Below are 21,503 nucleotides of genomic sequence, written 5' to 3'. Positions count from 1 at the left end.
AGTCGTTAAACAGGCTCAGACCATGGATCCAAAACACGGAGAAGAAAAAATGATCTCGCAGTGAAAGTGGCCATTGACGTGAAACTCCTCATGTGAGGGGCGGAAAAAGGGAACCGGAGGCGTTAAAATCGGCATCATGAAAATGTGATTTCAACGCTGATTTTAACTTGGACAGTTGCAGTGAAACTACAGATCGCACAAATCTGTTCAAACAATCGTGTGTACAAACAATCGTGTGATTTGTATTTCCTGAACCTGCCCTGCATCTTCATCCGTCATGCCGGGCGTAATAATCCTGGTACCAGGCCACAAAACGCCCTACCCCCGCCTGCAGCGGCGTCTGGGGGCGAAAACCCGTCAGGCGTTCCAGCAGAGAGGCGTCGGCCCATGTCCGTTTCATATCCCCCGGCTGCATCGGCAGGAAGTTGATCCGGGCCGGCCGGCCAAGGCATGTTTCGATTTCGTGGACAAAATCCATCAACGGCACGGGCTGCCCGTTGCCCACATTGACCACGCGATAGGGCGCGACCGGACTGCACCCCGTCGCCACATCCCCACTGACCGGCACACAGGGCAGCAGGCGCAGGACGGATTCCACCACGTCATCGATATAGGTGAAGTCACGCTCCATCTGCCCATTGCCATACACGTCGATCGCACGTCCCCGCAGGATCGCATCGACGAACAGGAACAGCGCCATGTCGGGGCGGCCCCATGTCCCGTACACGGTAAAGAACCGCAGCGCCGTCACCGGCGTGCCCGACAGGTGGGAAAAGGAATGGGCCAGCACCTCGGTCGCCTTCTTGGTCGCGGCGTACAGGCTGATGGGATAGTCGCAGCGTTCGGTCTCGGCAAAAGGAAGGTCGGTTGCGGGACCATAGACGGACGAGGTGGAAGCCAGCAGCACATGGTCCAGCGTCATGCCGCGCGCCAGGTCGAGCAGGTTGGACGTGCCAACGATATTGCTGTCGATATAGGTATCGGGCCGGTGCGCGCCGTACCGCACCCCCGCCTGCGCGGCAAGGTGGATGATGGTGCCGATCCGCGCGCCCTCCACAACACGGGCAAGTGCCGCCCGATCCTCCAGCATGATCTCGTGGGCGACAAAACGCGGATGGGCGCACAGGAGCAGGTGGCGCCGCCGCTTGAGCGCAACATCGTAATAGGGAGTCATACCATCGATACCGATGACTTCGTGCACTTCTTCCAGCAGGCGACGCGCCACATGGAATCCGATGAAGCCCGCACTTCCGGTGACCAGCACCCGCACTCTATCCTCCTGCGTGCCATAAGGTGGCACTTCTGTTGTCGTGGGCGGCAGATACCGCATATCCGCGCGCCTGCCGATCCCTGATCGCATGACCGTGGCATGCGTTGTCCGCCGGAAACACGTCTGGAAATAACCTGCTGATAAAAAATAAAAGTTTCTGGGTGCCACCTTGTCTCTAAAAAGGCGGCTTTCTTCCGAAGCTTTTTAGAAAAAGCTTCACCAAAAACTTTCTTCTGATGATCTGGCTTCTGAAACGGTGGTTATTGCTGCCGTGCATGTCGCCATGCCGCTTCCAGCGCATCGACCATCGTGTCGTGCCCGGTGCACCATTGCGTCTCTTGTCCCGCCTGCTGCGGGCCGACGGCAGCACGCCACGACATCGCATCCCCTTCCCCCGGCGTCCGCTCGACCCAGATCGACCAGTCGGCGGGAATACGCGACAGGACACGCGCCAGGCGTTTTTCCGGCGTCATGGGGGTAGCATAGTTGTGTGACATGGCATCCTTTCCCGTGTCTGGCGATATGCAGACCCCTCCCATACCAGAGGCCGTCCGTTTTATCAGCAGCAGGCATCCTCCTGTCCATGACATAGGCGCAAATGGCTGTTTCCGGCAGCAATCAGACCGAAATCGCAACATTTCCCTCTTGACGATACGCGCCACAGCCACACAATCCGCCCCTTCCTGACACCCCAAGCCAAGACTGGAGCACCCCCCGTTCGTGACCCTTCTTCCCGGCCTTTTACCCGATGAGTCCATTGACGGCGCCACCCACCTGATCCAGACCGCGCTGACGCCGGTTTTCATGCTGTCGGGCATTGGCACGCTGCTTGGCCTGTTCAACACGCGCCTTGCCCGTGTCAGCGACCATATCGAAAGCATCCGCGACAAACTCGACGCCGCCACGCACACGGATGGCAAGGGCGATAATGACAAGGACGACAGTGACCGCCACATGCTGATGCAACGCCTGCGGCACCTGCATTACCGCACGTTGCTGCTTGATGCGGCCATCCTGTTCGCTGGCGTGGGCGGTGCCTCGGCCTGTGGGTCGGCCTTCGCCCTGTTTGTCGGCAGCGTACGTGATTCCGCAAGCGCCTGGTGGCTGGTGCTAATGTTCGGCAACGCGCTGATGTGCACGGTTGGCTCGCTGGCGATGTTCCTTGGCGACAGCATCGTCGCGTGGCACGGCCTGCGGGTCACGACCTTCCTGCCGCACAAATACACGCAGGTGGATTAAGACGCATTTTTAAAATACTGAAAATATTAAAAGTTTTTGGGTGCCGCCTTTTTTTAAAAAGGCGGCGTCTTTCGAAGCTTTTTGAAAAAATCTTCACCAAAAACTTTTATTCTTCTGTCTACGGCGTTGTCGCTGGCACCAGTGCAAAGGGATCAACGGCGTAGGTTTCCAGCGCGACATCATGGCTGATGACGCCATGGGCGCGCAGGAACGCCGTGAATGCGCGATACCGCCGCGCATTGAGCAACGCTGGCTGCTTCGCCAGACGCGGCAGGGTTTCACGCCATGCCGCCCGGTTGAGCGGCGTATCAAGTTCCGGGTGATCGGCAATCGCCTTCGACAGGATCTCGTCGGAGTGGTTGAGAAGCGTGTTCGTTCCCTCCTCCAGCGCCGCCATGAACGCACGCACCCACGGGTCGCGTATGTGATCCCGTGCCGCAAGGAAAACCAGTTCATCATTCAGCGGCACGCCATGCTCCTCAGGGAAGAAGGCGGTCACGGTCATGCCCTTCTGTTTCAGGTCGATGAGTTCATAGGTCCGTACCGCCCCCATCACCGCATCGACGGAATGCGACATCAGCGCCTGTTCAAGCTGAAAATTGACATTGACCTGATGGATGTCGCCCATCCCGACCCCAACGGTAGACAGCATGGTCGCCAGCACCGCATCATCCGCGCCCGACAGGGAAACGCCAATCACCTTCCCCTTCAGGTCGGCAAGGGAATGGACATCCCCTGCGGCGATCAGGGTATTGAGCGGCGTGTCGATCAGCGTCCCCACCCGCACCAGCGGTATCCCCTGTTCCGAGAGCATGCCAAGCTGCGTCTGGTAAGACACCGCAAGGTCCGCCTGCCCCGCCGCCACAAGCCGCGGCGCCGCCCCTGGGTCGGCCGGTGCGATCAGGTGGACATCAAGCCCATGCCGTGCGAACGCCCCGTCATATTGCGCGGCAAGCAGCGCCGCATGATCGGCATTGAGGAACCAGTCCAGGATCACGCTGACACGACGTGGCGCGTCAGTGGCATGGGCGTGGCCGATCCCGCCCATCATGATGAGAAGACATGCAATCCGTAACAGTATGGCCTTCATCATCGTGCGTCCCTTCGTGCATCCGTCCGGGGCAAAAACCGGACAGGGGCAGCACGGGGAAGCCAGCATGGCGGAGGCAGGTCCGGCATGATGCTTGTTCTCCCTACGCTGGCATGACCCAGGTCAGGTTCAACGGGTGTGATCTCAGCCAGCATCGCGGACACCCCGGTTGGTGCAGATGATGGGAAATCCGGTGATGCGTCAACCATGCAGGGTGGCACATCAGTGTGACCTGTCGGCTGGCTTTCTGTTCTTTTTGCAAAAAAGAACCAGAAAACCTTTATTCATAGAAGAAATCTGTTTCGCGACCTTCAGAAATTCATAAAGAAGTTTTTGGTGAAGCTTTTTTCAAAAAGCTTCGAAAGACGCCGCCTTTTTCGATCAAAAGGCGGCACTCAAAAACTTTTATTCGTAAAAAAACTTCATCCTACGGCTGCAACCCATACAGCCCGATCTCCAGATGCTTCCCGGTGGAATAGTTCAGACCACTGGCCATCCCCAGTCGCCGGACATGCAGGCCATCATGTTCCAGCCCGCCTTCGAATGCAGGCAGGTCCTTTGACCCCACCAGTACCAGTGCGCATTTCCCATACTGGCGCAGGAAACCCGCCGCCAGTTCCGGCTGCATCAGCTTCGTATCCTGCCCCAGCAGGAAGACAAGGCTCGGCTCCGAATCCGAAACCGATGCCACCATCGTGGCAGGACAGGGACGATGCTCCGCCACCAGTGTCGCCAGCCGGGGACTGAGCCAGATCGTCTCCAGCTTGGGAATAACGGCAAGGAACAGGCCGACATGGATGATGACGGCCGCCGCAATCGACGCCATGACGGCCTGAAGCACCGCGCCACGCACCAGCAGCAATGCCGCCGCCATCAGCAGGGGCAGCGCACCCGCCGTAATCGTCATGGCGGCGGGGGACATGATCCCCTCCATCCGCCACAGCAGGACCGGACCCGCCAACGCCAGGACCGAGCCCACGCCAAACCAGATCACGCCATAGGCCGACAGCAATCCGCGCCCCCACAAGGACTGCGGCCACCGCCAGCCTTCGGGCATGCTCACGATCGCCGCCGCCGTCAGGATGGCGATGGCGGGATAGGTCGGCAGCACATAATGCGGCAGCTTGGTTGCGATTGCCTCAAACACCAGCCAGTGCGGCACGATCCAGCAGATCAGGAACCGCACCGGCGGCTGATGCCGCTGCTGCCACACGAAAGGCAGCGCCATCGCGGCGAACAGGGAACCGGGCCAGAATGCAATGGCAAAGGCCAGCAGGTGATAGCCCGGCGGCAGTCCATGGGATTCCTGACCACTGGCCACCTTGCCAAGGAAATTGTGTCCCACCGCGCGGCTGTAGAAATCCCCATGGCTGACCACACCAATGGCCACGCACCACGGCACGACAATCGCCAGCATCACCAGCCAGCCCCATGCCGGACGCAGGCGACGCCACCAGTCGGTCCGGCGTTCAATCAGGGCAAGGGCGATTGGCGTGCCGAAACCGGGGATCAGGACCACCGGCCCCTTGAGCATCAGCCCGCATCCCAGTGCCGTCCAGTACAGCAATGCCGCCGCCAACGGGGTCGGCAGATCACGCTCGCGGTCCAGATAGGCCCGCAGCAACCCACATTGCGCCAGCAGGATCGACAGCAGCAATGTCGTGTCGATGGTCGCCATGCGCCCTTCGGCGGTCATCAGCACCGATACCGCCAGCAACGCCGCCGCCAGCAGGCCACTGACCGGACCGAACAGGGCCGCCCCCATCCATGCCGTCAGCACGCCCGCCGCCGTCACCGCCAGAAGGGAGGGAATACGGTACGGCCACGTCGCATGGGCATCGCGCATGCCCGTCAGGCTGACGGCTGCGGCCTCCAGCCAGTAGATCCCCGCCGGTTGCAGATATCTGGGCTGGTCCAGGAAACGCACATCGACGTAATCGCCGCTGTGCAGCATCTGGGCCGTTGCCTCCATATAGCGGGGTTCATCCCGGTCCAGCGGCGGCAGCGATGCGCGGCCGGGCAGGAACAGGACGAAAATCGAGACAGCGACAATGATATAATGGCGCAGCGTCAGGCGTGTCATCGCACCGCCCTCTCAGCGTTCGGTAATGTGGTCCGGAATCCTGGCGCGGTTGTTCAGCCACATGACACCAAGAACGTCACGAATCCCGACCAGCGCCCGGTTGAGGTTCGTGTATTTCGACTGCCCGTGCAACCTGCTGCGATGGCCGACCGGCGTGCAGACCAGCGGCACGCCATGACGCCCCATCAGCGAAGGCAGGAAACGATGCAGTCCCTCGAACTGTGGCAGGCGAAGGAAATCCTGCCGCAGGAACAGTTTCAGCGGTGCCCCCGTATCGGGACACCCATCCTGCAGCAGGCGGCTGCGCAACCCGTTGGCAAAACGTGTCGCCAGCCGCCGCGACAGCCGATCCTGCCGCTTGGCCCGCACACCGACCACCAGAGGCGCACGACCGGGGGCCTGCTGCGCCAGTTCAAGCATACGGATGAATTCGAAGGGATTGTCCTGCCCGTCACCATCAAGCGTTGCGATCCATTTCCCACGCGCCGCCTCGATCCCCGTGCGTAGACCGGCGGATTTGCCAAGACGACGATCGTGGGAGAGGATCCGGAGTTGCGGCAGGATGCCTTCGGCCCGGACAGCCTTCAGGATGGCCACCGTGTCATCGGTGCTGCCGTCATCGACAAAGATGACTTCGGCAGGGGGCAGTTGAGTCAAGGCATCGGCCAGTTCCTGACAGACGGGGCGAATGTTCGCCGCTTCGTCAAGAACGACCGATACGATGGACAGGACGGGATTACCGTCCGTATGGGGAACCGGAGAACTCAGCGTTCCGCCGTCCGGCTCAGGCCGCGCGACGGGACAGGGCCGACGGAAGTCCCGAAATGGCGTTGTCAATCAGGGTCTTGTCACCATCGGCCGTCAGTGAACCCGCCAGGGTCTCCTGCGTGGCCTGCATCGCGATATCGATGGCGGCTTCACGCACCTCACGGATCGCGCCACGCTCGGCGGCGGCAATACGGTCACGGGCCATCTGTTCGCGACGACGCGCAATGTCATCGGCGTCCTGACGGGCCTGTGCCGCGATACGGGCGGCTTCCTGCAGGGAATGTTCGACCATTTCACGGGCTTCCGCCAGTGCGGCTTCACGCTCCCGCGTCGCGTCCTCGAGCATCTGCTCCGCTTCGCGGCGCAGGCGCGCGGCTTCGTCAAGGTCGGCGCGGATCTTCTGGGCGCGGGCGTCGAGCGCCGCACTCAGCGGACGCCACAGCTTCGCGCCGAACAGGATGAAGAACAGGAAGAAGGCGACAGCCGACCAGAAACGGGGCTCATGCAACATGACTACGGACCTGTCTGTAGAGGGGGCCCATTAGAAACCACGGGCCGTCGCGGCACCGTCAACCTTGGACGTCACCACGTCCAGAGGGGCCGAAGTGCCGGATAACTGATGGATCAGGGCTTCTGCCGTATCGGTGGAAATCTGCCGCAGAGACCCCAGCGCCGTTTCACGGGCAAGGGCGACGCGGGCTTCCGCCTCACGGATTTCGGCACCCAGTCGCGTATTCATTTCCTGCGTCTGCTTTTCAGCAGCGGCACGGGCTTCTTCCACGACCTTGTCAACATTGGCCTGCGCCTCCGCCATGGCGTCCTTGCGGGCCTGGCGAAGTTCGGCCACCGCGTCATCGGCGCGGGCCTTGGCCTTGTGCGCGATCTCAAGGTCATTCTCGATCGTCTGGCGACGAAGGCTCAGGACCTTTTCGACCTTCGGCAGGGCCGAACGGCTCAGCAGCAGGTAAAGGATGAGGAAGATGCCCGCACCCCACACCACCTGACCGATGACGTAGGGATTGCCGAAATCAAGCTGGGGCATGCCCTCGGCGCGTGCGCCAGGTGCAACCATGGCCATCAATGGCAGGGCCAGCACGGGTGCCGCCGCGCGCGACGCCACCCTGCGGATGTTTTTATACACCGTGGAACGCACCACGCACCCCTCCTGTATCAGACGAACAGGATCAGGAACGCAATCAGCAGCGCATACAGGGCGACGGCTTCCGTCAGGGCGAAGCCCAGCATGCCGAGGCCGAACACGTGCGGACGTGCGGACGGGTTGCGCGCGATGCTGCTGACCAGCGTGGAGAAGATGTTACCCAGGCCAATGCCCACGCCAGCGAGGGCGATAACGGCGATACCGGCACCAATTTCACGGGCTGCTGCGATATCCATGTCAGTTTTTCCTTGTTTCAGACGTTCTGGATGAAATGACGGGGGATGGTGGCCCTCAGTGGGCCACGGCCTCCCGCAGATAGATGCAGGTGAGGATGGCAAACACATAGGCCTGCAGCGCACCCACCAGCAATTCGAGAGCCATCAGCGCGACATTGATGACGATCGGTCCCACGGCGATGACATCGCCAAACAGGCCCAGACCAGCCAGCATGATCGTGAAGGCGGCAAACATGTCGAACATCACGTGACCGGCGACCATGTTGGCAAACAGACGGATCGACAGGCTCACGGGACGGGAAAGGAAAGAAAGGATCTCGATCGGGATCAGCAGCGGCGCCAGCGCCTTGGGCGCACCGGCGGGCATGAAGTGGGCGAAGAACTTCGCCCCCTGCACCTTGAGCGACACGATGATCGAGAGACAGAACACCATCAGCGCCAGCGCCAGGGTCACGGCGATATGGCTGGTGAAGGCGAAGGAGAAGGGCAGCAGGCCGAGGTAATTGCCCGCAAGGATGAAGAAGAACAGGGTGAACACGAACGGGAAGAACGCACGTCCCTCAGAACCGATCGTGTCAACGGCCATGTTGTAGATGAAGTCGTAGCACATCTCGGCCGCGGCCTGCAGGCGACCGGGCACCACGGCGGCGGGCCGCATCCCGATATACAGGAACGCCAGCACGATGACGGATGCGATGATCATCATCAGCGGCGACTGGCTGAACCTGAGGGACTCCCCAAGGGCGCCAAGAACTGGATGGAGCTCGAACTGACCGAGCGCGTCGATGGATGATCCGGCCGCCAACTTCGTTCTTCCCTAAAATATCTCTGCCCGGTTCCCCGTCAGGAACCCGAATCGCCATCCGTTATGGCACCGGGCCTGACAAGACGCCAGACATTAAGCACACCTGCCGCACCGCCGAGAAGCGAGAACAGAACCAGAAACACCGCCCGCAGGTGCAGCCAGTGATCCATACCCCAGCCGATGCCTACCCCCACGATGAGGGCCGACACAAGTTCGGTTCCCGCCCGGAGCATCAGCCCCAGTTCCGAAAACCCCCGTCCCGTGTCCTTCTCCTGCTCTGCCTTCCCCGGCTTTTCCAGCCGGGTCTGTGCCGCGCGCAGGCGTTGGTCAAAGGACGTACCGGATGGATCTTTGTCCGTGTCCATTTTCGCACCTCCCGATGGGTGCAGGCGCTAGCTAACGATGCTGCAATAACCTGTCAAGCAAGCGTCGTCCAGCAAAGCATGACAATCTTGGGTCAGTGCATGAAAACAATATGTTTTCCCCTGTACCGGACAGGGGAAAACCGAAACTTATTCCGCGGACGTGTCGCTGCCGGGAATCCGGTCATAGGCGGCGCTTCCGGGGAAGGCGCCCGGCGGCGGCGCATCGGCGGGCACGATGTGGATCGCCTGGTTCACGTCCGGCCCGATCTCACGCGCGTTGATCGCCGTGCCACGGCCACCGTTCACGCCGGTGCCGATCGCATGCAGCGTCGCCCCCGGACGCAGCCAGTTGCCAAGCCGCGCGGCATTGGCGCGGCCCACGTAAACGAGGGAATGGTCACGCATCACGACACCCTGCACCGCGCCGGTGATGTCATAAAGCTGCGCCAGCACGGTACCGTCCACCGCAACGTCGGGTCCGATATTGGCCGGCGGCAGGACCGTTTCCGATCCCGGTTCGTCCGCGATCCGGCGGCCACGCGGCCCGCTGATGACGTAGGCACGCACGATCGGATGGGCGCGTCCCTTCAGGCCGCTGACACTGACCTGTTCACCCGGACGCACGACCTGCGTCGCGGCATCGCCCAGACGGTGCGGGCACAGGACCTGCGTTCCGTCGGACAGCAGCAGTCCCGCCACGTCGCCCGTGCTGGTCAGCAGGTACTGCGCCACCGTCCCCGTCACGACCGGCAGGGGGGAATAGTCGAACGCCGAGGTCGCCTGCGCCTGCGAAGGCTGCGCGGCAGGGGCCGCCGCCGGGGCATGCTGAGCCTCCGGCGCGGCCTTGGACGCGGCGATGGCCGGTGCGCCCGCGAGGCTGGCCACAAGGCCAAGCGCCGCTGTCACGTAGAGGGGGGAACGCCGATGAATGTGCATGCCGGATCTCGTCTTTCGTCTGCATCCACCGGCCTGTCGCGATGCCGGGGCGGTGTCTAGTGATATCCCTCGCCCCGCGACAGGCAAGTCCCCGTGATGTGGGATCAGTGCCGGAAATGGCGCATACCTGTGAAGACCATCGCGATCCCCGCCTTGTCGGCGGCGGCGATGACCTCGTCATCACGGATGGACCCGCCCGGCTGGATCACCGCGACAGCGCCCGCCGCGATCGCGGCCTCAAGCCCATCGGCAAACGGGAAGAACGCGTCCGAGGCCACCACGCTGCCCTGTGTCAGGGGCTGTGCCTCGCCCGCCGCCTTCGCCGCGTCCGCACTCTTGCTAGCCGCGATGCGGGCCGAGTCGACACGGCTCATCTGGCCCGCGCCGATCCCCACCGTCGCCTGGTCCTTGACGTAGACGATGGCATTCGACTTCACGTGCTTTGCCACACGGAATGCGAATATCAGGTCTGCCATTTCAGCATCGGTCGGTGCACGCTTGGTCACGACCTTCAGGTCCGCGCGGTCCACGCGCCCATTGTCGCGGGTCTGCGCCAGGAAGCCACCGGCGACCGAACGCACGACAATGCCGGCCGCCGTGGGATCAGGCAGGCCGCCTGTCAGCAGCAGGCGCAGGTTCTTCTTCTTTGCGAGGATGGCGCGTGCCTCCTCCGTCGCGTCGGGGGCGACGATGACCTCCGTAAAGATGGTGGCGATCTTTGCCGCCGCTTCGGCTTCCAGCGGGCGGTTCAGCGCGACGATGCCGCCGAACGCCGAAACCGGGTCGCATTTCAGCGCCTTGTCCCATGCCTCGGCCTGCGTCGCGGCAACAGCGATGCCGCACGGGTTGGCGTGCTTGACGATCACGACGGCAGGGTCGGTGAACTCGGCCACCGCCTCGAACGCGGCGTCGGTGTCGTTGATGTTGTTGTACGACAGCGCCTTGCCCTGGATCTGGCGCGCGGTTGCAACGCCCGGACGGTTGGTGCCGTCGGTGTAGAACGCCGCCTTCTGGTGCGGGTTCTCGCCATAGCGCAGGCTTTCACGGCGCACACCCGCCACCGTCATGCGCGCGGGCAGCAGGTCGTCGCGCTGTTCGGCGAACCACTGCGCAATTGCGGCGTCATAGGCCGCCGTGCGGGCATAGGCCGCACCCGCCAGCGCCCGGCGCTGCGACAGCGTCGTGCCACCTTCGCCAAGGGCGGTGATGATGTCGGCATACTGCGCCGGATCGGTCAGGACCGCGACATGGTCATGGTTCTTTGCCGCAGCCCGGATCAGGGCCGGACCGCCGATATCAATGTTCTCGATGCAGTCTTCCGCCCCCGCGCCAGACGCCACGGTCGCCTCGAACGGGTAGAGGTTGACCGCCACAAGGTCGATCGGCGCAATCTTGTGCTCTTCCATCTGGCGCAGGTGTTCGGGCAGGTCGCGACGGCCAAGGATGCCGCCATGGACCTGCGGCACCAGCGTTTTCACCCGGCCATCGAGGATTTCGGGGAAGCCCGTATGTTCGGACACGTCCTTGACCGGGATGCCCGCTTCACGCAGCGCGCGGGCGGAACCGCCGGTGGACAGGATCTCCGCCCCGTGGGCGACAAGCGCGCGAGCAAGATCGAGCAGGCCGGTCTTGTCCGAAACGGAAATGAGGGCGCGCCGCACCGGCACAGGCGTCTGGGGGGCCATCGCAGTGACCTTTCACTTTAAACCGCGGGACGATCCGAACACGGATCCGATGGGGGTGATTAATCCAACCCCGCCTTTTTGAGCAATAACCGAAATGACGGGACCGGTGAGCTTACGCCATCAGGGCCGCCCTAATCCGCTGCGCCGTGGCGGGTTCACGCGGTAGCGGTGTTGCGTCGAGGGAGACCGCCTCGCGCACCGACAGGCTGCTGACCAGCACGACGGCCTCCGCCCCCAGCAGGTCCGCGCGCGTCAGGGCCTGTTCACGTGCAAGGCGCATGTCCAGCAGCACGGAGCGCGCGATGCCGGGCAGGGCACCGTCAGTCACGGGCGGGGTCAGCAGCATGCCGTCGCGCTGGATCAGCAGGTTGCTGGCACTGGCCTCAGCCACACGGCCCGCCGTGTTGAGCAGGACGGCCTCGTTCCCGCCGCGCTGGCGCGCTTCCATCAGGGCAAGGATATTGGGTAGGTAGTTCAGGGTTTTGGTTCGGGACAGGGGGCTGGTTTCATCACGACGCATGCGACTGATGACCAGATGCGCCTCAGGCATCGGGACGGCGGCAGGGGGAAACGGTACGATCATGACGGTCGGCGCAGCACCTTCAGGCGGCAGCAGGCCACGTGGGCCGCATCCGCGCGTGATGGTCAGGCGCAACGACCCCGCCTGCATCGCGTTTTCACTGATGACACGCGCCAGCGCGGCCTCGACCTCCGTCCGTGCGGGTGGCGGGATCATCAGCGTCCCCAGCCCCGCATAAAGGCGCGCCATGTGCCGCGCCAGGTGAATGATGCGACCGGCCTGCACGCGCATCGTCTCGAACACGCCATCGCCAAGCAGCAGTCCCCGGTCGGCAGGATCGATATGCACCGCGTCCCGATCCCGCATGGCCCCGTTGAACCACAGGCGGTCAGTCATCCCCACTCCCCCGTTGCCGTCGTATTGCCAAACACCGCCAGAAGGGCTGCAACCTTCAGACGCATTTCATCATATTCCCTTTCAGGATCGGAAAGAATCGTAATTCCGCCTCCCGCTGCCGCGCATATCCGGTCACGTGTCATGACGAGGGTGCGGATGATGACCGAACTGTCCATCGTCCCATCCCCGCCAATGCGGAACACCACCCCACAATAGGGGCCGCGCGCCGAGTGCTCCAGTTCGTCGATGATCTGCATCGCGCGATGTTTTGGCGCGCCGGTTACGGAACCGGGGGGCAGGGTCGCGCGCAGCAGGTCGATGGCGTCATGACCGGGCAGCAGGGTGGCCTGCACCTCCGACACCAGATGATGGACATGGGTGAAATGTTCCACGTTAAACAATTCCGGCACGCGGACGCTGCCAATCCGGGCGAGTTGCCCGAGGTCGTTGCGCATCAGGTCCACGATCATCAGGTTTTCGGCGCATTCCTTCTCATCAAGGCGCAGGTCCTGCGCAATCTGGCGGTCGCGTACCGGATCGGGATCACGCGGGGCGGTGCCCTTGATCGGACGCGTGCTGACATTGCCGTCAAGATCAAGGGCGACGAACCGTTCGGGCGAGGCCGAGAGCAATGCAAAATCATGCCAACATGACAGGAACGCCCCGAACGGCGCGGCCGAAGTCTGCCGCAGGGCACGATAGACGGACATGGCCGACAGTCCGGCGGGCCTGTCCCCCCACATGCGTGAGGTGATGTTGACCTGAAAGATGTCGCCCGCCGCGATATAATCACGCGCCCGCGATACCGCCTGCCGGTAGGCCGTGGGTGCGCAGTCCGCCACGAAGGAAACAGGCGGGATGGGCGCGATGGGCGCGTCCGCGACAATACGGGCCCACAGATGCCTCACGTTGCGCCAATGGCGCGCCTGTATTTCTGCCGTGCCATATCCGGCCAGCCAGGCCCGCCGTGCCTGCCGGTCAAGAACAATGGCGTGGTCATAGATCCCCCCCACGAATTCCGGCTGTTGTGGATCCGGAACGTGCCGCGTCCCCAGGCCATGATGCCTCTGCCCGTACCGGTAATCAGCAAATCCGATGGTCCCGCCCGCAAAGGGCACCTCCACCGGACAGCGGAAGGTCGGAACAAGGTTACGCAGCAGTTCCAGCGAAGCCGTCGCCTGTTCCTGTCCGTCCAGAAAACACCGACCTGCATGTACCGTCACCACATGGACCGGATCGCGGCAGATGATGGTCCACCGTCCACGGGGGGCAATGTCGCCATTGCTGTCGAGGCAGGCAAGCCACGGTTCCCCGTCGAGGGCTGCAAGCACGTCTTCCGCCTCCCGCCAGGGCAGTTCATGTGCATATCCAACTGACATCACGGGACACGCCACATCTGTGCCTGCCGACCCTTCAGGCGGGGTTGTCATCCACCTTCGGCTGCGTACCACCATGGGGGGAACCGCCTCCGGAGGTGCCATCACCGGGACGGTTGGCCCAGCGCCAGCTACTGCGCCCCTGTCGGGCCAGTTCACGGTGCATCACCACAACGGGCCATGATCCACGGGCGAAATCCTCAGGGTTGTTCCCCTTCCCGGCGGGGGGCTGTGGCTGGGTTCCACTCAGGCGATGGGCCAGGGCTTCGACCAGCGTCACGGACCGATGACGCCCCCCGGAACAGCCGACGGCGATCGTGGCGTATTTCTTGCCTTCCTGCACGAAGCGCGGCAGCACGAGTTCCAGCAGCCCGTCGATATGGTCGAGGAACGCGGCATAATCCGGGTCCGCCTGCACATAGGACGCAACCTGCGGATCAAGGCCCGTCAGCGCGGACAGGGACGGATCGTAATACGGGTTCCGCAGAAAGCGCGCGTCGAACACCATATCCGCCTCCCGCGTGAGGCCGGCTGGGAAGGCGAATGACATCAGGGCAACCGTCAGTCCCTCGCCACGGCCATCTTCCCACTGCCCGAAGCGGGCCTCCACAAGCTGTCGCAGTTCGGGCGGTGGCAGGTCGCTGGTGTCGATCACGACATCGGCAGCTTCGCGCAGGGGAGACGTCAGGCGGATTTCCGCCTCGATCCCTTCCTTGACGGTACCATGGCTGGCCTGCGGATGGCGGCGACGCGTGGCGGTATAACGGCGAAGCAGGACGCTTTCCTCCGCCGTGGCATAGATCAGTTGCGCATGCAGGTGCGGATTGATCCGCAACCGCGACAGCGCGGCCAGAACCGTGGTGGCGTCAAACCCGCGCGTACGGGAATCCACACCGATCGCCACCGGCTTTTCCGCACGGGCCACGATTTCATCCAGCATGCCAAGCGGGGGGTTGTCTATGACCTCATGCCCCAGATCCTCCAGGATGCGCAGGATCGACGACTTCCCGGCACCGGAAAGCCCGGTGACAAGCAGGATACTGCGCGGCGGTGGTGAATCTTCATGCATGTATGTGGCAGTCACGCGAAACCCTGATACAGACATCTTGCCAGCACGGACCGGTACCGGATGCCAGATTTTACGAATTGGGTGGAAACCCTGATTTTCGATGCAGGGATTTTCCCCTGTTTCAGCAAATAAGGAAAGTCTCCTCATTATCACATCTGCATTTCGTCAGACACGGGGATCAGCAATGGCAACGCCTTTCCCCTTTCCCTGTTGCGTGACCCGGATCACATATGATTCCATGGACGCAAAATTAATCATGGACAAAATATGACTGTTTTGTGATTTTTGTGGGGATGAAAGAAACAACACGACCGCATGCTGACATCCACATCCGTCACCTGACAGGACGCGATCCGGATACAGGGCTGTTTCCCCCTGCCCTGCTTGCGCAGTTCCGGCAGGCGCTGGCGCAGGGAGCATCGGAACTGCAGCGCGACGGATATACGCTGCAGGACGTGACACATATTGTTTTCACCCTGACCGGGACCAAGGATTTCACGTCATCCTTTTCCCTGCTTAACGAACTGTTCGGGCATAGTTGCCCCGCAACAACGTTCCGGCTTGTCAGAACTTATGACAAACCCGGCCAGCTTATTGAACTGGATCTGATGGTCCGGCAGGCACGGTCCTGAAAGACTGTCCGGGAACAACAATTCGATAAAAAGAACAAAAGCGTTTCCCGCTGATCAACCAGGCAGCACGGGAATTTCGGCATTTGCGCGATGGCGCGGCATGCGCCCGGGATCCTGCCGGATATGTTGTGTCTTCGACTGGTGGTGTGGAATTACTGAATGTTCAGTAATACGGGCATGGGGTGCTCAGGTAATCCTTTATATATTTTGCAACACCATCTTCGAGACTCATGAAGAGCCGGGAATAGCCCGCAGCCTTCAGGCGCCTCATGTCCGCACAGGTATAAGACTGGTACTGCCCGCGAAGTTTTTCCGGCATATCGACAAATTCGACATTGCGCACAACACCTGCCGCATCGCACACGGCATGGGCCAGATCCAGATAGGTGCGCGCAACACCCGTTCCGCAATTGAACAGGCCGTTAACCCCGGAATTGTCCAGCAGCCAGAGCATCACATCGACAACATCGCCCACCCAGATGAAATCACGCGCCTGCATCCCATCAGGCAGGCCGGGGACATCGGAACGGAACAGGCGTAGGGGCGCACCGCTGCGAACTTCGTCGTACTTCCCCTTGACGACCGAAATCATGGCCCCCTTGTGATATTCATTGGGGCCATAAACGTTGAAGAATTTGAGGCCAACCCACTGTGGCGGTGCCTTGGCCTTCTTTTTCAACTGATGCATCACCCATTGATCAAAGGCATGTTTTGACCAGCCATACAGGTTGAGGGGATGGAGTTCATCCCACCTGTCCGGTGCATCCGAAAACTCTTCCGGTCGGGATGCCGCGCCATAAGTCGCCGCGGAAGACGCGTAAATGAAACGCACCCCATGTTGTGCGCACCATGTCCACAGTTTCTGTGACAGTTCGACGTTTGACTGCCAGACGAGATACCCATCCGTCGCTGTCGTCGTGCTGACGGCACCCATATGAAAAATGGCGGTAACGGACGGATTCTCTTCGAGAAAGGATTCCAGAGATTCAGGCGGGATGATTTTCAAGGGCGCATGACGCTGCAGATTCCGCCATTTTCCAGCCTCTCCCAGCCAGTCAGAAACGACGGTCTCTTCACCGCGGCTACGTAGCTTCCCCTGCAGGTAAGAGCCGATAAACCCTGCACCGCCCGTTATAACAATCATTTATCAATCCCATGATGCCCACCTGCATGAAATATCATCATCCGACTTGGGAGAGCAACAAATGCTTACTGGCACAGTCCATGCCGGATGAACGGCCCTGCGGGAACGCAAATCACTTCTCAAAACCGATATCAGAGCGCGGTGGAAACGCTATCCGGGGTTTCTGAGATCACACGCGCGATGCATTTGGCCACCAGGCCATGCGCAGTGGTAATGTCGTTGAATTCGTCGCCTTCCGGGCCAAGTTGATGGGCCATCTGCTGTTCGTCGCGTTCCTTGATACGGGTCTGTTCATAACGCAGCATCTCGACCTGCTGGTCATGGTCCAGCAGGCGGATCGCCTTTTGCAATGCGACTTCCAGACAGCCAACATACGCTTCCAGCAACGCAATCTCGTTCGCATTCACAGGCGCATCGTCGTTCATCATATCCATTACTCCCGTTTCGGGAACAAAGGATGCGGTACCCCAATGATGCGGTCAATCTTGAAATATTTCGTATAATATTCCACGCCATCGCAATAGCGTGACCTGTCAGTATCCGCTTACCGACCCCGTTACATCCTATTGATGAAAATTTTCAATAATATTATTTATAAATATGATAGTTTTCAGAAATATATTTATTTAAAATAATAAAAGTTTTTGGAAGCCGATTTTTTAAAATATTCACTGAAAACTTTCTGTAATTTTCAGGGTGCTTTACAGCCCATCATAAAACGCTTTCAGCCGCGCAATATAGGCCGCGCGTGAAAAGAACCCGGCCCGCGCATGACCTCGTGCCACAAGATCCCGACACAACCCTTCGTCTTTCCTTTCGTGATCGAGGGCCATGATCGCCCTTGCGATGTCATCCACATCGAACGGATCGACAAGCAGGGCGGCGCCACCTGCAATCTCCTCTGTCGCCCCACCGCGGGAAGTCATGACAGGCGTCCCCAGCAGCATGGCCTCGACAATGGGAAGACCAAAGCCTTCGGCGAGGGAAGGAAAGACCAGCGCATGTGCCTCGGCCAGTCCACGCAACAGCGAAGGTCTCTCGCTCCACGCCATGCGGATCAGTTGTCCCGGCCCCTGCGGCAGCGACAGGTCCGGCCTGTCATCCCCATCCGGTCCCACCAGAACCAGCGGACGGGCACTGCCGCTGCGGACATAGGCGGCAATCAGACGTTCAATGTTCTTGCGTGATTCCACCCGCCCGATATGGATCAGGCTGCCGGGAGGAATGATGCGGGGACTTTCCATTACGGCAGGAATGTCGATATCGACCATCTGGTACAGATTGACCACACGCTGCGGGCTGATACCCAGAATGTCGATCATCTGCTGCCGAACGGTTTCCGAAACCGTGACAATCACGTCCACCCGCATGAACAGCCTGCGCAGCAAACGGGCAAACCGGACAGGATCGATGCCCGTCAGTCCCGGATTGAGGATCGGCACAAGGTCATGGACCGTCACGACATTAAGACATCCCTGCATCACCATCGGCAAGGGATAGGTCCAGTGCATCACCGCAGGCGGCGTGTCCGTAACGACGGAGGTCAGTTGGCCGAATGTCTTGTACCGAACATGCGCCCTGCGGTACAGGTCCGGACAGGAAGCACTTTCATGTCCATCCGCATCCCGCCCGACTTGCACATGCCGTCGCGGCCACAGGGAACGGATCAGACGGTCAACTTTGTCAAACTTCCTGAGAAAAGACGGTTTTTGTCCCTTGACCCGGCCATCGACAAAAACCGTATGGATACCAAGATCACCCAGGCAGGTGGCAAGATCCTGGGTATATCTCGTCACGCCGGTACCGTTATTAAGCCCGATATTGCGACTATCCAGCCAGACCGGGCCGATAGCAGGAAGAACTGACAATGCCAGAGGGCCTTTCGATCCAGTGTCGCTTTCACCGGCCCCGTCAGGAGCGCATTATTTTGCCAGCCACGCCGCCGTGATACCCGGACTGATGATGGTGCTCAGCAGGTTGAAGAACTTGTTGAAGCTATTGATGCCAGCATTCGCGACATAGATCAGATCATGATTCTTCATCGGGAACTTCTGCGCCAGGAAATAATCCTGTGCATTCATCAGGTCTAGCTGGTACACTACCGGAGTACTCTGCTGGCCTGGGTCTATCTGAAGGCCCAGCTTGGTGGCGATGTCACGATCCTCGAACCGGAACAGGTAAACCGCACTCGGGTTGCCCTGTCCATCAGACACGCCCCCGACCCGCGACATTCCCTCCGCCAGGGTAAGCGTCGGGGTTCCGAACGAAACCTCGGTTACTTTGGAACTTGCACCGAATACTGTAAATGTACGCGGTTCCTGCAAAAGCTCGAGCCGATCGCCCGGTTGCAGCACAATATCCTGTTCCGGGTTCTGTTCAATTAGCTTCAGCGGAGCCTCCACCACACGGTCGCCACGCGTCAGTTGGACGATGGTGTCTTCCGACAACTGCTTCGGACCGCCCGCCAGCGCGATGATGTCGATCACCCGTTCCTGGCTGGGGGTCAGCGGTATACGACCCGTGCGGGCAACCGCACCATAGACGATCACCACGTTCGTTTCATCCAGTACCGGACGTACGACCACGGCGGGGCGGGAAGACATGTGCTTCAGGCTGCTGCTGACACGCTGTGAAATCTCGGAAATCGTCATGCCAGCGACATGCACCTTCCCGACATAGGGAATGGTGATGTTGCCTTCGTTATTGACCTGCACCACCGGCAGGCGCGTTTCAACGGCGCCAACGGGCGGCCCGCCCCCCACACCGTTCATGCTGGTCAGGTTGCTGGGATCAGACACCGCAGAAGTGGAAACACTTCCGGTAAAGACACCATCCCCGATTTCATAGATGGAGATTGCCAGGTTATCGCCCGGACCGATACGGTCATTGTGGCTTGGCGTATAGCTGGTCGTGTTGAGCGTGGAAAGCAGCGGGAGCTTTTCCTCATCCAGCCATGACACCAGTTCGGGCGTGATGCGGACAATCTTGAAGCCCAGCGTATTCTTCTTCGGGTTCTTCTGCTCAGCGGTGATCTGGGACTGCACCGGGCCGCTATTGGGAAGGGTGTCGCAACCGGCAAGGACCCCGCCCACAAGGCACAGCATCCCCATGCCACGCACAAGACAACATATCCTGTTGCCCCACAAAGACACACGACCGCCAGTTGCAACCGGCGGTGTCGTCATTCCGACGGTATTGCCGTCTTCATGACGCGCCCTCAAAACAACAGGATGGTCCAGCATGCTGATTAAATGTTTTCTCTTTGCTAGGAACAACGTGCGACTTTCCGAAGCACTCAGGAAACCGCCGGAAGGAAAAGTCAGATATCTCTACCCTGCCAGCAAAGAACGATCAACCGGAACCTGTCAGGCCTCCCCATTGCTCAGCATAATGGCCTGGGGACGAGGACACGCCTGCCTGCAATACCGGGGATATCACCATGATATGGGGAACGTGGTGGAGCTGAGGGGAATCGAACCCCTGACCTCCTCATTGCGAACGAGGCGCTCTACCATCTGAGCTACAGCCCCACATTCCGTAACCGGCGATAAATCACAGGAGCGCGCATGATGTCAACCCTGCGCAAAGATCACGGATGCGTTTCATGTATCGGCGCACATGATATTGTAGGGCCCGCCCCGAGAGGCTAGATTCCCGGACATGCTCCCTCTTTGAAAGTTGGCCCATTGATTACCATTGTGTTCAGGCTGCTGTTCGAACTGATACAGCTTTACACCTGGGTCGTTCTTCTGGCCTGCCTTTTCAGCTTCCTGATTGGTTTCGGGATCCTGGATCCGCGGGAACGGGTAGTATGGAAAATCTATAATTTCCTGTCGCGCATGACCGAACCCCTGCTGCAGCCCATCCGCAATATCCTTCCCCCCATCGCGAATATCGACCTCAGCCCCATCGCGCTGCTGCTGCTGATCCAGTATGTGCTGTGCCCTGTCCTGGGCAAGATATATGGCATGCTGCTTGTAGGGATTGCCTAACGGGCCGTCTGCCTGAATGCTAGGGGCGATACGCGCCGTGGCGGAAGCGGGTTCCGCCACGTGTCCCGCGCATCCTGCCCCATGGCAATCAGGAGTGCCCATGTCCATCATCAAGAAGCTTTCGGCAGCATGCCTTGCCCTTCCCCTTCTCGCTGCGGTTTCGACTGCGCCAGTCCATGCGCAGGGACTGTCCGGCCTGACGGGTGGCGGCAATAACGGATCTTCCCTGCTGGGAAATGCCGCGTCCGGCGCCCTGTCGAACAGCGGCCTGAACATCCCGTCGGTGTCTTCGCTGGCCCCGTCGAACGTGACGGGCCTGCTGAGCTACTGCGTTGAAAACAACTATCTCGGCGGGAATTCCCCTTCGACGGTCCTCTCCTCGCTGAAGAGCAAGAGCGGCCTTGATACTTCCAGCCAGCTTTATTCCAACGGCCAGAAGGGAATTCTCGATACCGGGAACGGCAACACCTTCTCGCTGTCCTCGCTGGAGGGCAACATGAAGCAGAAAGTTACCAAGAAGGTCTGCAGCGCTGTCCTCAAGCAGGGCAAGTCGCTTCTGTGATAACAGGTTCCCCTTGGGGAACCTGCGGTCGGGACGATGTCCCGGCCGCGTACCCCTTCCCGGAGCGTTTTTCAAAAGCCTGTCACTAAACATCCGCAAATCATAAAGACGTTTCTGGTAAAGCTTTTTGAAAAAAGGCACTCCAAAAAACTTTTATTATTTATCAAACAGTTATT

The 21,503-nt window shown here is 60.5% G+C and carries 23 protein-coding genes, 1 tRNA gene and 1 riboswitch; of the genes, 4 read left to right on the top strand and 20 right to left on the bottom strand.

What is annotated here, in order from left to right; translation table 11 throughout:
* Positions 1–268: 268 nt before the first annotated feature.
* Together CFR72_RS07590 and CFR72_RS07585 are read right to left on the bottom strand one after the other, a co-directional pair.
* Positions 269–1,270 (bottom strand): NAD-dependent epimerase/dehydratase family protein, encoded by a 1,002-nt coding sequence (locus tag CFR72_RS07590; RefSeq protein WP_110913377.1) that lies wholly within the window; start codon positions 1,268–1,270, stop codon positions 269–271.
* A 260-nt stretch (positions 1,271–1,530) separates the two neighbouring features.
* Positions 1,531–1,767 (bottom strand): hypothetical protein, encoded by a 237-nt coding sequence (locus CFR72_RS07585; protein ID WP_110913376.1) that lies wholly within the window; start codon positions 1,765–1,767, stop codon positions 1,531–1,533.
* Positions 1,768–1,990: 223 nt separating this feature from the next.
* Between CFR72_RS07585 and CFR72_RS07580 the strand changes: the two genes are divergently transcribed.
* Entirely contained in the window at positions 1,991–2,509 is a 519-nt protein-coding gene (locus CFR72_RS07580; RefSeq protein WP_110913375.1) for a DUF2721 domain-containing protein, read from the top strand.
* Between the two features lie 118 nt (positions 2,510–2,627).
* On the opposite strand, the gene CFR72_RS07575 is transcribed toward CFR72_RS07580, so the two are convergent.
* The 13 genes from CFR72_RS07575 to rapZ all read right to left on the bottom strand — a co-directional run bounded on the left by CFR72_RS07575 (position 2,628) and on the right by rapZ (position 14,997).
* Entirely contained in the window at positions 2,628–3,599 is a 972-nt protein-coding gene (locus CFR72_RS07575; protein WP_110913387.1) for an ABC transporter substrate-binding protein, read from the bottom strand.
* 83 nt (positions 3,600–3,682) lie between these two features.
* A riboswitch (TPP riboswitch) is annotated at positions 3,683–3,777 on the bottom strand.
* A 249-nt stretch (positions 3,778–4,026) separates the two neighbouring features.
* Entirely contained in the window at positions 4,027–5,682 is a 1,656-nt protein-coding gene (locus CFR72_RS07570; protein ID WP_110913374.1) for an ArnT family glycosyltransferase, read from the bottom strand.
* A gap of 12 nt (positions 5,683–5,694) precedes the next feature.
* Positions 5,695–6,450, bottom strand: coding sequence for a glycosyltransferase family 2 protein (locus CFR72_RS07565; RefSeq protein WP_110913386.1), 756 nt, complete (start codon positions 6,448–6,450; stop codon positions 5,695–5,697).
* Between the two features lie 16 nt (positions 6,451–6,466).
* Entirely contained in the window at positions 6,467–6,961 is a 495-nt protein-coding gene (locus CFR72_RS07560) for a F0F1 ATP synthase subunit B family protein (protein ID WP_110913373.1), read from the bottom strand.
* A 30-nt stretch (positions 6,962–6,991) separates the two neighbouring features.
* A complete protein-coding gene (locus tag CFR72_RS07555) occupies positions 6,992–7,606 on the bottom strand; it encodes a F0F1 ATP synthase subunit B family protein (protein ID WP_110913372.1) in 615 nt (204 codons plus the stop codon).
* Between the two features lie 14 nt (positions 7,607–7,620).
* Complete coding sequence (locus CFR72_RS07550; RefSeq protein WP_003616715.1) at positions 7,621–7,845, bottom strand: ATP synthase subunit C family protein; 225 nt, start codon at positions 7,843–7,845, stop codon at positions 7,621–7,623.
* Between the two features lie 55 nt (positions 7,846–7,900).
* Positions 7,901–8,650 (bottom strand): F0F1 ATP synthase subunit A, encoded by a 750-nt coding sequence (locus tag CFR72_RS07545; protein ID WP_110095961.1) that lies wholly within the window; start codon positions 8,648–8,650, stop codon positions 7,901–7,903.
* 38 nt (positions 8,651–8,688) lie between these two features.
* Positions 8,689–9,015 (bottom strand): AtpZ/AtpI family protein, encoded by a 327-nt coding sequence (locus tag CFR72_RS07540; protein WP_110913371.1) that lies wholly within the window; start codon positions 9,013–9,015, stop codon positions 8,689–8,691.
* 147 nt (positions 9,016–9,162) lie between these two features.
* Positions 9,163–9,951 (bottom strand): hypothetical protein, encoded by a 789-nt coding sequence (locus CFR72_RS07535; protein WP_110913370.1) that lies wholly within the window; start codon positions 9,949–9,951, stop codon positions 9,163–9,165.
* Positions 9,952–10,055: 104 nt separating this feature from the next.
* Positions 10,056–11,636: a bifunctional phosphoribosylaminoimidazolecarboxamide formyltransferase/IMP cyclohydrolase gene (gene purH, locus CFR72_RS07530; RefSeq protein ID WP_110913369.1), complete on the bottom strand. Its 1,581-nt coding sequence runs from the start codon at positions 11,634–11,636 to the stop codon at positions 10,056–10,058.
* A gap of 112 nt (positions 11,637–11,748) precedes the next feature.
* Positions 11,749–12,552 carry an aminotransferase class IV gene (locus tag CFR72_RS07525; RefSeq protein WP_110913385.1) on the bottom strand — a complete coding sequence of 268 codons (804 nt, stop codon included), beginning with the start codon at positions 12,550–12,552 and terminating at the stop codon, positions 11,749–11,751.
* The gene (locus CFR72_RS07520) at positions 12,549–13,931 is read right to left on the bottom strand and encodes an anthranilate synthase component I family protein (protein WP_110913368.1); all 1,383 of its coding nucleotides are present in this window, start codon (positions 13,929–13,931) and stop codon (positions 12,549–12,551) included. The genes CFR72_RS07525 and CFR72_RS07520 overlap by 4 nt, the downstream gene beginning before the upstream one ends.
* A 34-nt stretch (positions 13,932–13,965) precedes the next feature.
* On the bottom strand, positions 13,966–14,997 hold the full coding sequence (gene rapZ / locus CFR72_RS07515) for an RNase adapter RapZ (protein WP_244182202.1): 1,032 nt from the start codon (positions 14,995–14,997) through the stop codon (positions 13,966–13,968).
* 293 nt (positions 14,998–15,290) lie between these two features.
* Between rapZ and CFR72_RS07510 the strand changes: the two genes are divergently transcribed.
* Positions 15,291–15,629, top strand: coding sequence for a RidA family protein (locus CFR72_RS07510; protein ID WP_167400325.1), 339 nt, complete (start codon positions 15,291–15,293; stop codon positions 15,627–15,629).
* 163 nt (positions 15,630–15,792) lie between these two features.
* Here the strand turns inward: CFR72_RS07510 and rfaD are convergent, their stop codons facing one another.
* The 5 genes from rfaD to CFR72_RS07485 all read right to left on the bottom strand — a co-directional run bounded on the left by rfaD (position 15,793) and on the right by CFR72_RS07485 (position 20,303).
* Entirely contained in the window at positions 15,793–16,773 is a 981-nt protein-coding gene (gene rfaD, locus CFR72_RS07505) for an ADP-glyceromanno-heptose 6-epimerase (RefSeq protein ID WP_110913367.1), read from the bottom strand.
* A gap of 131 nt (positions 16,774–16,904) precedes the next feature.
* Positions 16,905–17,201, bottom strand: a complete 297-nt coding sequence (locus CFR72_RS07500) for a hypothetical protein (protein ID WP_146220676.1) — start codon at positions 17,199–17,201, stop codon at positions 16,905–16,907.
* 273 nt (positions 17,202–17,474) lie between these two features.
* On the bottom strand, positions 17,475–18,569 hold the full coding sequence (locus CFR72_RS07495; RefSeq protein ID WP_110913365.1) for a glycosyltransferase family 4 protein: 1,095 nt from the start codon (positions 18,567–18,569) through the stop codon (positions 17,475–17,477).
* 126 nt (positions 18,570–18,695) lie between these two features.
* Positions 18,696–19,883 (bottom strand): polysaccharide biosynthesis/export family protein, encoded by a 1,188-nt coding sequence (locus CFR72_RS07490; RefSeq protein ID WP_244182205.1) that lies wholly within the window; start codon positions 19,881–19,883, stop codon positions 18,696–18,698.
* A gap of 344 nt (positions 19,884–20,227) precedes the next feature.
* Positions 20,228–20,303: transfer RNA gene (locus tag CFR72_RS07485), tRNA-Ala, on the bottom strand.
* Between the two features lie 156 nt (positions 20,304–20,459).
* Here CFR72_RS07485 and CFR72_RS07480 point away from each other — a divergent pair.
* Both CFR72_RS07480 and CFR72_RS07475 read left to right on the top strand, forming a co-directional pair.
* On the top strand, positions 20,460–20,765 hold the full coding sequence (locus CFR72_RS07480; protein ID WP_171790883.1) for a YggT family protein: 306 nt from the start codon (positions 20,460–20,462) through the stop codon (positions 20,763–20,765).
* A gap of 100 nt (positions 20,766–20,865) precedes the next feature.
* Positions 20,866–21,327, top strand: a complete 462-nt coding sequence (locus CFR72_RS07475) for a YjjA family protein (RefSeq protein WP_110913363.1) — start codon at positions 20,866–20,868, stop codon at positions 21,325–21,327.
* The last annotated feature ends 176 nt before the right edge of the window (positions 21,328–21,503 follow it).

Source organism: Gluconacetobacter entanii (assembly GCF_003206495.1).
Lineage (GTDB): Bacteria > Pseudomonadota > Alphaproteobacteria > Acetobacterales > Acetobacteraceae > Novacetimonas > Novacetimonas entanii.
Note: the sequence above shows the minus strand (reverse complement) of the source record. Positions and strands in the feature narration are given on the sequence as shown.